12 protein-coding genes and 1 tRNA gene are annotated in these 15,227 nt (G+C 67.1%); 7 read left to right on the plus strand and 6 right to left on the minus strand.

All coding sequences use genetic code 11. The features are described 5' to 3' along the window. Positions 1 to 42 precede the first annotated feature (42 nt). Genes ASE96_RS18190 through ASE96_RS19295 form a run of 3 tightly spaced genes read right to left on the minus strand, consistent with a single transcriptional unit; the run spans position 43 to position 1,698 of the window. On the minus strand, positions 43 to 954 hold the full coding sequence (locus ASE96_RS18190; RefSeq protein ID WP_056433754.1) for an NUDIX hydrolase: 912 nt from the start codon (positions 952 to 954) through the stop codon (positions 43 to 45). A gap of 16 nt (positions 955 to 970) precedes the next feature. Then, positions 971 to 1,540, minus strand: a complete 570-nt coding sequence (locus ASE96_RS18195; protein WP_056433757.1) for a RidA family protein — start codon at positions 1,538 to 1,540, stop codon at positions 971 to 973. A 2-nt stretch (positions 1,541 to 1,542) separates the two neighbouring features. Beyond that, a complete protein-coding gene (locus ASE96_RS19295; RefSeq protein ID WP_144671455.1) occupies positions 1,543 to 1,698 on the minus strand; it encodes a DUF4177 domain-containing protein in 156 nt (51 codons plus the stop codon). A 37-nt stretch (positions 1,699 to 1,735) separates the two neighbouring features. Here ASE96_RS19295 and ASE96_RS18200 point away from each other — a divergent pair, with 37 nt between their 5' ends. The 5 genes from ASE96_RS18200 (at position 1,736) to ASE96_RS18220 (ending at position 9,163) form a co-directional block, all read left to right on the plus strand. Then, complete coding sequence (locus ASE96_RS18200) at positions 1,736 to 4,027, plus strand: transglycosylase domain-containing protein (RefSeq protein WP_056433760.1); 2,292 nt, start codon at positions 1,736 to 1,738, stop codon at positions 4,025 to 4,027. A gap of 3 nt (positions 4,028 to 4,030) precedes the next feature. Further along, on the plus strand, positions 4,031 to 4,978 hold the full coding sequence (locus ASE96_RS18205; protein WP_056433762.1) for a metallophosphoesterase: 948 nt from the start codon (positions 4,031 to 4,033) through the stop codon (positions 4,976 to 4,978). Positions 4,979 to 5,300: 322 nt separating this feature from the next. Further along, on the plus strand, positions 5,301 to 7,133 hold the full coding sequence (locus tag ASE96_RS18210) for an ABC transporter ATP-binding protein (protein WP_056433766.1): 1,833 nt from the start codon (positions 5,301 to 5,303) through the stop codon (positions 7,131 to 7,133). After that, positions 7,130 to 8,959 carry an ABC transporter ATP-binding protein gene (locus ASE96_RS18215; RefSeq protein ID WP_056433767.1) on the plus strand — a complete coding sequence of 610 codons (1,830 nt, stop codon included), beginning with the start codon at positions 7,130 to 7,132 and terminating at the stop codon, positions 8,957 to 8,959. The genes ASE96_RS18210 and ASE96_RS18215 overlap by 4 nt, the downstream gene beginning before the upstream one ends. 127 nt (positions 8,960 to 9,086) lie before the next feature. Beyond that, positions 9,087 to 9,163, plus strand: a tRNA-Pro gene (locus tag ASE96_RS18220). A 159-nt stretch (positions 9,164 to 9,322) separates the two neighbouring features. On the opposite strand, the gene ASE96_RS18225 is transcribed toward ASE96_RS18220, so the two are convergent. Next, a complete protein-coding gene (locus ASE96_RS18225) occupies positions 9,323 to 9,577 on the minus strand; it encodes a hypothetical protein (protein ID WP_056433769.1) in 255 nt (84 codons plus the stop codon). Between the two features lie 129 nt (positions 9,578 to 9,706). On the opposite strand from ASE96_RS18225, the gene ASE96_RS18230 reads away from it, so the two are divergent. After that, entirely contained in the window at positions 9,707 to 10,975 is a 1,269-nt protein-coding gene (locus ASE96_RS18230; RefSeq protein ID WP_056433772.1) for a helix-turn-helix domain-containing protein, read from the plus strand. Positions 10,976 to 10,995: 20 nt separating this feature from the next. On the opposite strand, the gene ASE96_RS18235 is transcribed toward ASE96_RS18230, so the two are convergent. Both ASE96_RS18235 and purD read right to left on the minus strand, forming a co-directional pair. Further along, the gene (locus ASE96_RS18235) at positions 10,996 to 11,967 is read right to left on the minus strand and encodes a phosphoribosylaminoimidazolesuccinocarboxamide synthase (RefSeq protein WP_056433776.1); all 972 of its coding nucleotides are present in this window, start codon (positions 11,965 to 11,967) and stop codon (positions 10,996 to 10,998) included. A 2-nt stretch (positions 11,968 to 11,969) separates the two neighbouring features. Beyond that, on the minus strand, positions 11,970 to 13,280 hold the full coding sequence (gene purD / locus ASE96_RS18240) for a phosphoribosylamine--glycine ligase (RefSeq protein WP_056433779.1): 1,311 nt from the start codon (positions 13,278 to 13,280) through the stop codon (positions 11,970 to 11,972). A 291-nt stretch (positions 13,281 to 13,571) separates the two neighbouring features. Between purD and ASE96_RS18245 the strand changes: the two genes are divergently transcribed. Beyond that, complete coding sequence (locus ASE96_RS18245; RefSeq protein WP_082492845.1) at positions 13,572 to 15,224, plus strand: molybdopterin-dependent oxidoreductase; 1,653 nt, start codon at positions 13,572 to 13,574, stop codon at positions 15,222 to 15,224. Positions 15,225 to 15,227: the final 3 nt, after the last annotated feature.

A 15,227-nucleotide genomic window follows, 5' to 3' on the forward strand; every position in this document is an offset into this window, starting at 1 on the left:
CGGTCCTGCCAGCCAGTGCCCCGGCCCTTCAGCGCCCCGGGGTCAGCGTTCGCGCTGGGGTTCTCCGGCGACCGTCTTGGCCGCCTCCACCTCGAGCAGGAGCTGTCCGTTTTCCTCGACAAGCTTCGGCTGGTAGACGTGGGCCTTGCGCTTGTAGCTCAGGTAGGCGATGCAGCCGTTGGCCGCCGCCATCTTCTCCAGCATGATCTCCGAGCCGGGCACCAGCAGCTGGCTCAGGGTGAGCCCGACGGTGTTCTCCTGGCCCGCCTCGTCGCCGAGCTCGGTGGTGTCCCGGCCGTCGATGACCTTCCGGGCGCACACCCAGCGGCCCCACACGCCCTTGCTGGCGAGCAACGAGGGCTGCTGGTTCATCGGCACGGTGGCCGCGAAATACCGGGTGTTGAAGCGGCGGTGCGCGAAGTCCGGGCTGAGCCAGTTGACCAGGGGTTTGAGCAGGTCCGTCCGCACCGAGAGCCCGCGCTTGGCCAGCACCTCGGTAAACGACTTCTCCTGCTCCGCCACGGCCACGCGGGCCCGCATCCACTCGGCCGAGGACGTGGCCTCCACCGTGGTGGACAGGTCCGGGCCGGCCAGGAGGATGCCGGTTTCCTCAAACAGTTCACGGATGGCGCCCACCACGTGGCGGCGCGCCAGTCCGACGTCGACGGTCCCCATCTGCTCGGCCCAATGCTGCGGTGAGGGGCCCAGCCAGCCGACCGCGTCGTCGTCGGACGCCTCCAGCGACCCGCCCGGAAAGGCGAGGACACCCAGCGGTGACGATCCCGGCCGGTAACCCAGCCAGGTCTCCAGGCCCGTGGGCGAATCGCGAAGCAGCACCACCGAGGAAGCGAACCGTGCCGCGCGGGGCGTCCGTTCGCCGTGTTCAAGCCAGCTGCGGGCCGCCCCCTCAAGATCCGGGGGAAGGACAAACAGTCGTCGGGCTAACTGAGGCAAGGAACTGACCGGCCCTCTAGGCGAATTCGGCGATCAGTTCGACTTCAACCGGTGAGTCGAGCGGAAGGACGGCCACGCCGACGGCGGACCGTGCGTGCTGGCCGGCGTCGCCGAGGACCTTGCCCAGCAGGTCGGACGCGCCGTTGATCACACCGGGCTGGCCGGTGAAGGACGGGTCGGAGGCGACGAACCCCACAACCTTGACGATCCGCGTGATCCGGTCGAGGTCCCCGATGACGCTCTTCACGGCTGCCAGGGCGTTGACGGCGCACACCGCGGCGTACCGCTGGGCGGCGTCCGGTGAGACCGTGGCCTCGTCCGAGGCGCCTTCAGTGCCCGAGGACACCTTGCCGGTCGCTTCCAGCTGGCCGTTGATGAACGGCAGCTGACCCGAGGTGTAGACATGGTTGCCGGAAATCACAGCCGGGACGTAGGCGGCCACCGGGGCGGCAACCTCCGGCAGGGTCAGGCCCAGCTCGGCGAGGCGCTGCTCGACGGCGGACGACGCGCCCGTTCCTGAGGTGCTGCGGTCCGGAGTTTCGGAGTCTCCGGACGCGCCCGGAGCGGAAGATGCGGGGGTGCTCATGGCTACTGCTTCTCCCTCTTGAGATAGGCAACCAGGCCGTTTCCTTCGGGGCCCGGAACAACCTGGACAAGCTCCCAGCCGTCGTCACCCCACTGGTCCAAAATCTGCTTTGTGGCGTGGATAATGAGCGGAATCGTGGCGTACTCCCATTTGGTCATGAGCTAAAGCCTAGTCCTTGCCGGTAAAGTGGAAAACATGGCGACTGGTAAGAACCCTTTATTTGACACGGCCACCACCCTCGGAAAGATCCTTCTTTTCCTGGGCGTGAGCGCCATTTGTGGCGTCCTGGTGGCGGGACTGCTGGTCCCTGCGGCCGCCGTCACCGGCAGCTCGGCCAGCGGGTCGATCAAATTCTTCGACACCCTTCCGGCGGAGCTGAAGGTTGATCCGCCAAGCCAGTCCACCAAGATTCTGGCGGCCGACGGCAGCGTCATCGCCAACCTCTACCTCGAGAACCGCACCCGCGTGTCGCTGGATGACATGTCCCCGCACATCAAGAACGCGGTCATCGCCATCGAGGACAGCCGCTTCTACGAACACGGCGGCGTGGACACCACCGGCATCATGCGCGCGCTGGTCAGCACCGCCCGGGGCAACAAGCAGGGCGCGTCGACCATCACGCAGCAGTACGTGAACAATGTCATCAACTCTTCCCTCGAGGCCGAGGGCAAGGGCGACGAGGTCCTCCTGAACGGCGTGAACAAGGGCGTCGGGGACAAGCTCCGCGAGATGAAGCTCGCCATCGCTCTGGAGAAGAAGTTCACCAAGGAGGAGATCCTTGAGGGCTACCTCAACATCGTCTTCTTCAACCGCGACGCCTACGGCATTGAGGCAGCCTCACGGTTGTTCTTCAGCACCACCGCCAAGAAACTGACCCTCCCGCAGGCGGCGCTTCTCGCCGGCGTTGTGAATAGCCCGTCGTTCTACGATCCGATCACCAACCCGGAGAACGCCAAGAACCGCCGCGACCTGGTGCTGAAGGCCATGTACACGCAGGGCAAGATCAAGCAGGCGGACTATGAAGCCGCCGTCGCCACGCCGGTCACCACCAAGGTGACCCAGCCCCGGCAGGGCTGCGCCTACTCGCCGACGTCGCCGTACTTCTGCGATTACGTGCTGCACCTGCTGCTCAACAACCCGGCGTACGGCGCGGACGCGAAAGAACGTGAGCGGAAGGTCTTCCGCGGCGGCCTGACGATCAAGACCACCCTGGAGCCCGCCGCCCAGAAGGCAGCCCAGGCGCAGGTGGATGCCGCTGCCGGGGCGAACCCGGACAAGTGGGGCGCCGCCCTGGTCTCCGTGGAGCCGGGCACGGGCAAAATCACCAACATGGCCCAGAACACCTCGTGGCTGCCCGCCAAGGGGAAGTTCGACACCCAGTTGAACTTCAACGTCGACAAGTACGACGAAAAAGGCAATGACATCAACGGCCTCGGCGGCGCCCAGCCGGGATCCACGATGAAACCGTTCACCTTCGCCCAGTGGCTGGACGAGGGCAAATCCATGAATACCGTGGTCGATGGCTCTGTGCGGAAGTACCCCCTGAACTTCCAGTGGCGGAACTCCTGCGGCACCACCACGGGCGCCTACAATTCCGCCGAAGAAGGTCTGGGTGCCGCGCCCGACCTGCAGAACGCGGATCCGGACTACTACAAGCCCATGACGGTCCTGCGGGGCCTCTACAACTCCATCAACACGGTCACCTTCGCCTCCGCCGCCCAGCTGGACTTCTGCGGGATTCAGAAGATCGTGGACGCGGTGGGCATCCACAACGGCCTCGACAACTCGCCGGTCAACATGTCCGTTGTGGCCAACCTCCTGGGTTCCACCCAGACCTCGCCGCTGACCATGGCCAGCGCGTTCGCCACATTCGCCAACGACGGCCGGTACTGCGCCCCGATCGCCATTACCTCCGTGACCGATGCGACCGGAGCCCAGCTGCCCGCCCAGGCCACCAACTGCCGGGACGCCCTGAAGCCGGAGGTCGCCCGCGGCGTGAACTACGCGCTGCAGGAGGTCCTGAACCGCGGGTCCGGATCGCTCATCCAGCCGCGGATCTCCACCCGGACAAACTTCCCGATCGCGGCCAAGACCGGTACGTCGAACAACAACGGTTCCACCTGGGTTGTCGGCCACACCACGGGCCTCGCGACGGCGGCCTGGTTCGGCGACCCGCTGACCAACCAAAAGCGTGCCGGGCAGAACATCACGATCAACGGGAACTTCTACACGGGCATCGACGGTTACATGATCGCCGGCCCCATGTTCTCCCAGTTCATGGCGCAGATCGCCCCCTCGCACGGCACGGAGCCGTTCCCGGAACCGCCGTCGAACCTGTTGTACGAAGCCGCGCCGTACCAGCCGCCCAGCAACAACAACAGCAACAACAACAGCGACAGCAACAACAGCGACACCAAGGCTCCGTCGACGGAGAGCGCTACTCCCAAGGAGCCGGCGCCGTCCGCGCCGCCGGAAAAGAAGAAGTAGCCCGTGGCCGGGGGATTTGATCTGGCAAGCCGCGTCCGAAGCATTGGGCGCGGCTTTGCCGTAACCGCCGCAGCCGGTGCCGTGACGGGCGCCGCCGTGACCGGCTACGGACTCTGGGAAAAGAACCAGTTCGTCCTGCGCGAGGAGACCCTGCCCATCCTCCCGGCCGGTTTTGGCCCTATCCGGGTGCTGCACCTCAGCGACATCCATTTCGTGCCCGGGCAGCACCGGAAGGCCGAATGGCTGTCCTCGCTGGCGGAACTGCGGCCGGACCTGGTGGTGAACACCGGCGACAACCTCAGCCACGCCAAGTCAGTGGAGCCCCTGCTGGACTCGCTCCATCCGCTGATGGAGTTCCCGGGCGTCTTTGTTCCCGGCTCAAACGACTACTTCGCCCCGACGCTGAAGAACCCGGTGTCGTATTTCCAGGGGCCGTCCTCGCACACCAAGGAGCCGGCCAGGCTGGACTGGCCCCGGCTCCGTGCAGGCTTCGGCATGGGCGGCTGGGTGGACCTGACCAACCGCTGCCAATCGCTCGTGATCAAAGGCCTGCGCGTTGATTTTTCCGGCGTCGACGATCCGCACCTGGGCCTCGAACGCTACGCGGGCTGGCCCCGTGGCACGAAGGGCCGGGACAGCAGACCGCATCTTCGCGTCGCAGTCATCCACGCCCCCTACCAGCGTGTCCTGGACCGTTTCACCGAGGACGGCGCCGACCTGCTGCTGGCCGGGCACACCCACGGCGGCCAGATCTGCGTCCCGGGTTTCGGCGCCCTCGTCGCCAACTGCGATCTCCCGACCTGGCGCGCCAAGGGCCTGCACGACTGGGAAAGCAAGGGACGCACGACGCCGGTGAACGTCTCGGGCGGCATCGGCACCTCCCGTTTCGCTCCGGTCAGGATCGCTTGCCGGCCCGAGGCCGTTCTGCTGACGCTCACTCCGCGTTCCTGAGCCGCCCGCTCCCCTCGATACCAACTGGACATGCTCTCCCCTGTGCTGCACGGATGGACATAGTGGGCCTATGTCCACGCCCTGCGCTATGGACCGGACATGTCCCGCGGCACGGCAGCGCTTATGTCCACGCCCTGCGCCGGGGACCGGACATGTCCCGCGGGGCGCGCCGCGAAGCCATTGCGGAATGTAATTACTGGGCGAGATCCTGATGCTGTCGATTTTCATGTGAACCCGGTCACCCGATGGCCTAGGGTAGTTGCTACAGGAAACTACATCCAGTTGCGTTAGCTATTTCGCAGTTGCGTTTTAAGAAGCAGGCATGGCCAAGCAGACCTCATTTTTCTCCTCCATCAGCCGTCTCTATCCGCACGTCAAGCCGATCATTCCGCGGCTGGTCATGGGCCTGCTCTGCGCCCTGCTCGCCAGCGTGGTGGCCCTAACCATCCCCCAGGTGCTGCGGGTGCTGATCAACCAGTCCCTGGAACCCGGGGGCAGCACGGACGCGGTGTGGACCGCCTCCCTCGTGATCCTGGGCCTGGGCATCGCCGAGGCCGGACTCGTGGCGCTGCGCCGGCAGTTCGTGATCAACCCCGCCACCACGGTGGAGACCCGGATGCGGGTGTCCCTCTACGGCCACCTGCAGGACCTGACCGTCTCCTTCCACGACCGGTGGGGCTCCGGGCAGCTGCTCTCCCGCGCCATGACCGATCTGAACTTCCTGCGCCGCTGGATGGCCTTCGGCGCCATCATGCTCGTGGTCACCACCCTGACCGTCGTGATCGGTGTGGCCGTGATGTTCAATATGAGCTGGCAGCTGGCACTGATCTTCCTCGCCGCCGCGGTACCCATCATGATCTACGGCTTCCGCTTCCGCACCCGCTTCAGCAAGGTGGCCCGGCGCAGCCAGGACCAGGCCGGCGACCTCGCCACCACGGTGGAGGAATCGGTCCACGGGATCCGCGTGCTCAAGGCGTTCGGCCGCAGCCGCGAGGCCCTGGAGAACTTCAACGAACAGGCGGAGGAGCTCCGCCAGACGGAGATCGCCAAGGCCAAGCACGTTGCCACCTTCAGCCTGGTGGTCACCCTCCTGCCGGAGCTGGCCCTCGGGACCGGCCTCGTCGTCGGCATCATGCTGGCCTCCACCGGCGAGCTGAGCATCGGCGCATTGGTGGCATTCTTCGCCACCGCCGCCGTGATCGCCGCCCCGGTGGAATTCTGCGGCATGCTGCTGGCCATGGCCCTCACCGCCAAGACCGCCGTGGACCGGCATTTCGAGGTGATGGACTCGGTGAACACCATTACCAGCCCGGAAAATCCGCGCCACCCCGCCGAGCTGCAGGGCGCCCTCAGCTTCAACCACGCCACGTTCGCCTACGAGGACGCCCCGGACAAACCGATCCTCAACGACGTCAGCCTGGACATCAGGCCCGGCGAAACCATGGCCTTGGTGGGAATTACAGGCAGCGGCAAGAGCGCCCTGCTCCAGCTGGTCCCCCGGCTGTACGACGTCACCGCCGGCTCCATCACCATCGACGGGGTGGATCTGCGCGAGTTCAGCGTCGAGGACCTCCGCACGGTGGTCGCCGTCGCGTTCGAAGACACCACGCTGTTCTCCAGCTCGGTCCGCGACAACGTCCTGCTCGGCGCCCCGGCGGGCCTCCCGCCCGAGCGCCGCGAGGAGGCCCTCGAGGAGGCGCTCGACGTCGCCCAGGCCCACTTCGCGTACTCGCTCCCGGACGGGCTGGACACCCTGATCGGTGAGGAAGGGCTCAGCCTTTCCGGCGGGCAGCGGCAGCGCATCGCCCTGGCCCGTGCCATCGCCGCCCGGCCCAGGGTGCTGGTCCTGGACGATCCGCTGTCCGCCCTCGATGTCCACACCGAGGAGCTCGTCGAGACCAGGCTGCGGGAGGTGCTCACCGCCACCACGACGCTGATCGTGGCCCACCGGCCCTCCACCGTCGCGCTGGCGGACCGGGTGGCGCTGCTGGAGGACGGACGGATCACGGCCGTCGGCACCCACACCGAACTGCTCGCGGAGAATCCCCACTACCGCTACGTGATTGCCAGCCTCGACCCGGAACCGCGCGACCTGGACTCCGATCTGCTGGACTCAGAGCTGTCCGGCCTCAACGCCGAGGAGGTTTCCCGATGAGCAGCGCAACCTTCGGAACCGCGAACGAGGACAACGCGCACCTGTCCAAGACCGAGAGCAAAACCGTCCGGCGCCGCTCCCTCGCCTTGCTCCGCTCCCTGATCCGCCCGGTCCGCCGGCGGTTCTGGCTGACGATTGCCGCCGTCGTGCTGTCCCAGGCCGCCCGCGTCGCCGGGCCGGCGCTGATCGCCTTCGGCATCGACCGGGCCCTCCCTGCCCTGATCGCCGGCGACAACGTCCCCCTGATGCTCACGGGCGCCGCCTACCTCGCTGCCGCGGTTGCCACGGCGTGCCTCACCGCCCTGTACGTGACCTCGACGGCGAGACTGAGCCAGGCGATGCTCCTGGACCTGCGCGTCCGGGTCTTCCGGCACACCCAGCGACTCAGCCTCGAATTCCACGAGAAGTACACCTCGGGGCGGATCATCGCGCGGCAGACCTCGGACCTGGAGGCGCTGCGCGAACTCCTGGACTCCGGGGTCAGCTCGCTGGCCTCCGGGATGCTGTTCATGGTGTTCACGGCCGCGACGGTGTTCGCGCTCGACTGGCGGAGCGGACTCCTGGTCCTGGCCGCCGGCGTGCCGATGTACTTCCTGGCCCGCTGGTACCAGAAGCACTCCCAGATCGCGTTCCGCGAATCCCGGGTGGTCTCGGCCCGGCTGATCGTGCACTTCGTCGAGACCATGACCGGCATCCGCGCGGTCAAGGCTTTCCGCAAGGAACGCGAAAATGCCGCGCTCTACGCCGAACTCGCCGAGGACTACCGCAAGGTCACGGTCCGGTCCATCAACCTCAACGGCGTCTTCCAGCCCGGCCTGGTGCTGATCGGCAACGTCTGCGTCGCCGTCGTCCTGCTGTTCGGCGGCTTCCGGGTGCTCGGCGGCGACCTCGCCGTCGGCGTGCTGCTGGCCCTGATCCTGTCCACCAAACGCTTCTTCCAGCCGGTGGACCAGATGGCCATGTTCTACAACTCCTTCCAGAGCGCCCAGGCGGCACTGGAGAAAGTCTCCGGACTGCTCGAGGAAGTTCCCACTGTCCGGCCGCCGAAAAACCCGGTGGCCCTGCACGATGCCCAGGGAACCATTGATTTCAAGGGGGTCGAATTCCGCTACGGCGACGGGCCCGTCATCATCCCGGCCATGGACCTGCACATCCCCGCCGGCCAGACGGTGGCACTGGTGGGCCAGACCGGTGCCGGCAAGTCAACGCTCGCCAAGCTGATCGCCCGCTTCTACGACGTCTCCGCAGGCTCGCTCACGCTCGACGGCGTGGACCTGCGGGAGCTCGCGACGGCGGATCTGCGCCGGAACGTCGTGATGGTCACCCAGGAGGCGTTCCTGTTCAGCGGCTCCGTCGCGGACAACATCGCCCTCGGCCGGCCCGGGGCCACCCGGGAGGAGATCGAGGCCGCAGCCAAGGCCGTGGGGGCGCACGAGTTCATCCACGCACTCCCGGAGGGCTACGACACGGACGTCAACAAGCGCGGCGGCCGCGTGTCCGCCGGGCAGCGCCAGCTGATCAGCTTCGCCCGGGCGTTCCTGGCCCGCCCGGCCGTACTGATCCTGGACGAGGCCACCTCCTCGCTGGACATCCCGTCCGAGCGGCTCGTCCAAACCGGACTGGCCGGGCTGCTGCAGGGCATTGGCGCTGACAGCGGCCGCACCGCCCTCATCATCGCGCACCGCCTGTCGACGGTGGAGACCGCCGACCGGGTGCTGGTGGTCCACGACGGGCGGGTGGTCGAGGACGGCACCCCGGAGCAGCTGATCGGCGGCGGCGGCCGCTTCGCGCAGCTGCACGGCGCTTGGAAGGACTCGCTGGTTTGATTCGCACCGGCGCTTCGCGGCCCGGTCGCGCGCAAGGTGCGTCCTGCTGCGCGGCCGTCCGTGGCACGATTTCGCATCCGGGGCCCTGATCGGATACTCTTGTGAAGTTGCTTTTGAAGTAACGGATCGGGATGTGGCGCAGCTTGGTAGCGCGCGTCGTTCGGGACGACGAGGTCGCAGGTTCAAATCCTGTCATCCCGACCAATCAAGAAGAGGGCCTTCCATCCGGAAGGCCCTCTTCTTTGTGTGTCCGGGATTTTGACGCCTCAAACGGGCGGCAACGGAGCAGTCGATGAGTGTCACGGCAAAAAAATAGCTCCGGGACATGGTTCGCGCATGTCCCGGAGCTATCAGAGCTATTGCTTACATCGGGTCGGGCCAGTTGCCGACATTCGTAGAGTACGTCATCGGGTCGGGCCAGTTGCCGACATTCGTGGAGTACATCATCGGGTCAGGCCAGTTACCGACGGCCTGGGGTGCCTTCATGGGATCCGGCCAGTTGCCGACGGCGGTGAAGCCAGCGTCACCGGTGGAACCAATGGACAGGACGGCCGGAGCCGCAGCGGAGAATGCCAGAGCGCCTGCCAGGACGGCGCCGGCCGCAATCTTCTTCAACATAGAGTTCCTCAATATGAGTCGGGGTCCTTACCAAGTCAGCACTACCCTTGTTGACACACATTGTAAAATGATTTCCACAGAGACTGTCAAGCATTTAGTACAAAGATTGTCCGGAATTAGGAGGTATCCGTGGGGAACGGATTCGGGGAGAAACTCCGAGCGGAACGGCTTGAGCGTGGCCTGACGCAAGCGGAATTGGGCCGGGACCTGTACTCGCCCAGCTACATCTCCCTGCTGGAGACCGGACGCCGTGAACCGACGGCCGACGTCATCGAGGAGCTGGCCCGACGGCTCGAGCTTGCGCCTAAGGCGCTGGAAGCGTGGAGCCAGCCAGTGTCCGTCAGTGACGCGGAATATGTACTCTCGGGCCTGTATGCGCGCCAGGCCTGGGATCTGCGCGACTACTCCCTGGCAGCGACCCATGCCGCGGCAGCGGCCCAAATCGCCCTCGAAGCCAGGAACACCAGCGCTTGGTGGAACATGACCTATATGCAGGCTGAATGCCTGATCAAGCAGGGTCAGTGGCAAGAATGCAAGGACATCGTCCAGCGGCTCCTGGATCACCCTATGGCCGCCGAATCGGCAGGCTTGGGGGTGCGTGCCCGGCAGATGCTCGCCGCGGCCTCACAGGGGCAGGGGCAGCTGACCGCCGCCGTCGAGCATGCTCAGCAGGCCGTGCGGCTCTGCGCCGAACTGCCCAAGGGCTCCACGCTGGTCATTGGCGCACTGCGGGCGCTGATCGGGGCGCTGGCCGAAAGCGGCCGGCTGGACGAGGCCTGGGAATACTGCCAGGCCATGAACGATCAGATGGACGAGCATTCCATGACCCAGCTGGCCGGCGAGGTCGCCTGGGTGATCGGCAACGTGGCCTTTATGCGCCATGACTACCCGGAGGGCATTAAGTACCATGAGCGGGCGGCTCAGCTGCTCTCCCCCGCGAACGACATTGACCTCTGGGCCCGGTTTAACAAGGCCTCCGCGGCCGTCCGCCTGTCCTCCGGGATCGTGGAGCCGGAGACGCTGACGTCGATTGAGCGCGCTGAGCTGGCGCTCTCGATCGTGGGCGGCAACAAGACGGACCAGCTTGAGGTGGCGTTCATCCGGGCCCGCTGGCTTTACCTGACCGGGGACATCGTCGCAGCCGTCCAGAAACTGCGCGAGATCCACGCCGACAAGGACGCACTCGCCAAGCACACCGCCGGCGAAGTGTCGCTTCTGCTCGGCAAGGCGCTCAAGGCGGCCGGCGATTCCGAGGAGGCCCTGGTCTATCTCGAGGAAGCCCAGAAGGAGTTCAGCGCGGCCGGCGCCTCGGACCGGGTCCAGCAGTCGATGGACGCCGTACTGGAAATCCGGCTGGCCCAGCGCCGAGCGGAGGCCGCCGCGTCGTCCGGAGCCTAAGCGGGCCGCCTCCTGACACCCTAGGCGAACGTCCGGCCGGTAAGTTTCTCGTAGGCCTCGACGTAGCGGCTGCGGGTGCGGGCCACGACGTCGGCCGGCAGCGCCGGAGGTGCCACGTCCGAGGACTTGTCCCAGCCGGACGCGGCCGAGGTCAGCCAGTCGCGGACGTACTGCTTGTCGTAGGAAGGCTGGGCCTTGCCGGGCTCGTAAGTGGCGGCATCCCAGAAACGTGAGGAGTCCGGGGTGAGCACCTCGTCGCCCAGCGTGATGACGCCGGTAGCGACGTCGAAGCCGAATTCCACCTTGGTGTCGGCCAGGATGATGCCGCGGCCACGGGCGATGGCCTCTGCCTTGGTGTAGATCTCCAGGGTGAGTTCGCGCAGCCGGGACGCGATGCCCTCCCCGACGGTCGCCACGACGGCGTCAAAGGTGATGTTCTCGTCGTGCTCGCCCACCTCGGCCTTCGCGGAGGGGGTGAAGATGGCCTCGTCGAGCCGGGACCCGTCCACCAGGCCCTCCGGCAGCGGGATGCTGCACACAGTGCCGGACTCCCGGTACTCCACGAGCCCGGAGCCGGTGAGGTAGCCTCGGGCGATGCACTCGACGGGGAACATGTCCAGTTTCTTGCAGATCATCGCGCGGCCCTCCACCGCGGCGGGCACGCCGGCGTCGACCGTGGACGCGAGCACGTGGTGCTCCACGCCCAACTGTTCGAACCACCACAGGCTCAGCTGGGTCAGGATGCGGCCTTTGTCCGGGATCTCGCTGGCAAGGACGTGGTCATAGGCGCTGATGCGGTCGCTGGCGACCACCAGGACGCACTCCTGGCCGATGCGCTCCGTGATGGACTCGTCCACCGGAACATAGAGGTCGCGGACTTTGCCGGAGTAGATGTGTTTCCAGCCCGGCAGGTCCAGCGTCGCGGTGTCCAGGCCGCCCTTCGGCGCGGACGGTGTGGGTTCGGTGGCATCCGGCAGGGATTCACGGGTCATGCTCAGGCCTTCGCTTTCGTGGCGGCAGGGGCGCCGGGCGTCTGCACTTTGATCTCGCCGCGGGCCGCCTTGCCGCCGATGTCGGTGCGGAACTGGCTTCCGTCGAGCTGGACCAGTTCGACGCCGTCGTACGCCCGTTCCCGGGCCTCGACAAGGTCCGTGCCGAGCGCCACCACGGCGAGGACCCGTCCGCCCGCGGACACAACCTTGCCTTCGTCGTCGAGCTTGGTGCCGGCGTGGATCACGTGGACGCCTTCGATCGACTCGACCTTCTTCAGCCCCCGGATCCGGTCACCGGTGCGCGGGGCGTCCGGGTAATTTTCGGCCGCGACGACGACGGCGACGGCGGTCTCCCTGGACCAGCGCAGGGGCTGGACCTTGTCCAGTTCGCCCTTGGCCGCTGCCATGAGGAGCCCGCCGAGCGGGGTCTTGAGGCGGGCGAGGACCGCCTGGGTTTCCGGGTCGCCGAAGCGGACGTTGAACTCGATCACACGGGTGCCGCGGGACGTCAGGGCCAGTCCGACAAAGAGCACACCGACGAACGGGGTGCCGCGGAGTGCCATCTGGTTGACCGTGGGCTGGGCGACGCGGTCGAGAACCTCCTGGACGAGGCCTTCGGGGGCCCATTCCAGCGGGGTGTAGGCGCCCATGCCGCCGGTGTTGGGGCCCTCGTCGTTGTCAAAGATCCGCTTGAAGTCCTGCGCCGGGGAGAGGGCCACGGTGTTCCGGCCGTCGCACAGCACAAAGATGGAGACCTCGGGGCCGTCCAGGAACTCCTCGATCACCACGGTGCCGCCGGCATCGAAGCAACTCTGCGCGTGGGCGAGGGCCTCGTCCCGGTTGTTGGTGACCACCACGCCCTTGCCTGCGGCGAGCCCGTCGTCCTTGACGACGTAGGGCGCGCCGAACGTGTCGAGCGCGTCGGCGGCTTCCTCGGCATTGCCGGCCACCCGGGCCATCGCGGTGGGGACACCGGCCTCGGCCATGACTTCCTTGGCGAACGCCTTGGAGGCCTCAAGCTGGGCCGCGGCCTTGCTGGGGCCGAACACCGGGATGCCCGCGGCGCGGACAGCGTCGGAAACGCCCGCGGCCAGCGGCGCCTCGGGGCCGACCACCACCAGGTCGACGGCGAGCTTGGTGGCCAGGGCGGCGACAGCGTCGGGATTGCTGGCGTCGATGGCGTGTGTGGGGACCAGTTTGCTGATGCCGGCGTTGCCCGGGGCCGCGTGGACCTCGGTAACGTTCGGGTCTGCAAGCAAGGATCGGACAATGGCGTGTTCGCGGCCGCCGGGGCCGATGACAAGTACCTTCACAGTTCCCAAGGGTACTTTGTGGACCCGGCAGGCTCCTAAGCTGTGACCACCGCGGGACATGCCCAGCGTTGGCCGGACCCACTGGACATAGTGCCCACGTGCTCATCCTTCCGCCCGAGGGGAGGGCATGCCCCACGCGCAGCCACCTCCGCCCACGGGACATGCCCAGCGTTGGCCGGACCCACTGGACATACTGCCCACATGCTCATCCTTCCGCCCGAGGGGAGGGCATGTCCCCATGGAAGCCCCGCCCCGGGCCATCCGCGGCGCGTGCGGCTGCGAAGACTAGTTATGGAGAAGCCCAGCACGCAGACGCCCCCCGCGGAAGAACTCAGCCTAGGGAAGCCCGCCCGGAAACATCCCGGCAAGCACAGGCCGGCCCGGCTTCTGTCCGGTCCCACCGCTCTCGCCGCACTGGCCGGGGTCGCAGCGGCGGCCGTCGTACTGTCAGTGGCGGAGCTGATCGGCGCGTTCTTCACGGCGCGGGCGACGCCGGTGATCGCCCTGGGCTCGACCTTCATCGATTTCACGCCGTCGTGGATGAAGGATTTCGCGATCGCCACGTTCGGCACCAATGACAAGCTTGCGCTGTTCGTCGGCATGGCGGTGACCATCCTGCTGCTCGCCTGCGTCCTGGGCATTGTGGCCTACCGCAAGTGGGCCCTCGGCGTCGCGGGCGTGCTGTTGATGGGCGCCGTGATCGTCGGGAGTGTGGTGACCCGGGCCAGTGTGCGGCCGCTGGATGCGATTCCTACGCTGATCGGCACCGCGGCCGGACTCATTGCGCTCCGGTTCCTCGTCACGAGGTTGTGGCGGATGCAGCCGTGGCCGGAGATGGACGCTGACCTGGCCGCCAAGGACCCGGAGCGTCCCGCCACCAGCCGCCGCGCCTTCTTCGCCGCGACCGGAGTCACCGCGGCGGCATCGGCCATCGCCGCGACCGGCGGACGTATGCTCAGCGCGGCCCGCAGCAACGTGGCCCAGGCCCGCGAATCCCTCCAGCTCCCGACGCCGGTGAAGCCTGCTCCCGCGGTGCCCGCCGGGGTGCAGTCCAAGGCGCCCGGGGTCACGCCGTGGCTGACGCCCAACAACGACTTCTACCGCATCGACACCGCCCTGAGCGTGCCCGAAATCAACGCCCAGGAGTGGGAGCTGCGCATCCATGGTCTCGTGGAACAGGAAGTCCGGCTCAGTTTCCAGGACCTGCTGGACGCGAACCTTATCGAGTCCCATGTCTCCCTGACCTGCGTGTCCAACCCGGTGGGCGGGAACCTGGCCGGCAATGCCAAATGGCTGGGCATGCCCATCCGTGACGTGCTCAAGATGGCCCGGCCCACGGAGGGCGCGGACATGGTGCTCTCCACCTCGGTCGACGGCTTCAGCGCCTCGACCCCGCTGGACGTCCTCCAGGATGACCGGGATGCCATGCTGGCGATCGGGATGAACGGTGAAGCCCTGCCGCTGGAACACGGCTATCCGGTGCGGATGGTTGTTCCCGGCCTGTACGGCTTCGTCTCCGCCACCAAGTGGGTGGTGGACCTGGAGGTCACCCGTTTCGCGGACAGCAAGGCCTACTGGACGCAGCGCGGCTGGTCCGAGCGCGGCCCCATCAAGACCATGGCCCGCGTGGAAGTCCCGAAGTCCTTCGCCAAGGTGCCGGCCGGGCGGGTCGCGATCGGCGGGACCGCTTGGGCCCAAACGCGCGGCATCACCAAGGTTGAGGTGCAGATCGACAACGGCCCCTGGGCCGAGGCCACCCTCTCCGAGGAGGCCTCGCTGGTCACTTGGCGGCAATGGTCCTACAACTGGGAAGCCACCCCGGGCCCGCACTACATCAAGGCCCGGGCCACGGACGGAACCGGCGAGGTCCAGACAGACAAGCGCGCGGATCCCGTGCCCGACGGCGCGTCCGGCTGGCAGTCGCTGATGGTGACCGTGGAATAACCG

Source organism: Arthrobacter sp. Leaf69 (assembly GCF_001422645.1).
Taxonomy (GTDB): Bacteria; Actinomycetota; Actinomycetes; order Actinomycetales; family Micrococcaceae; genus Arthrobacter.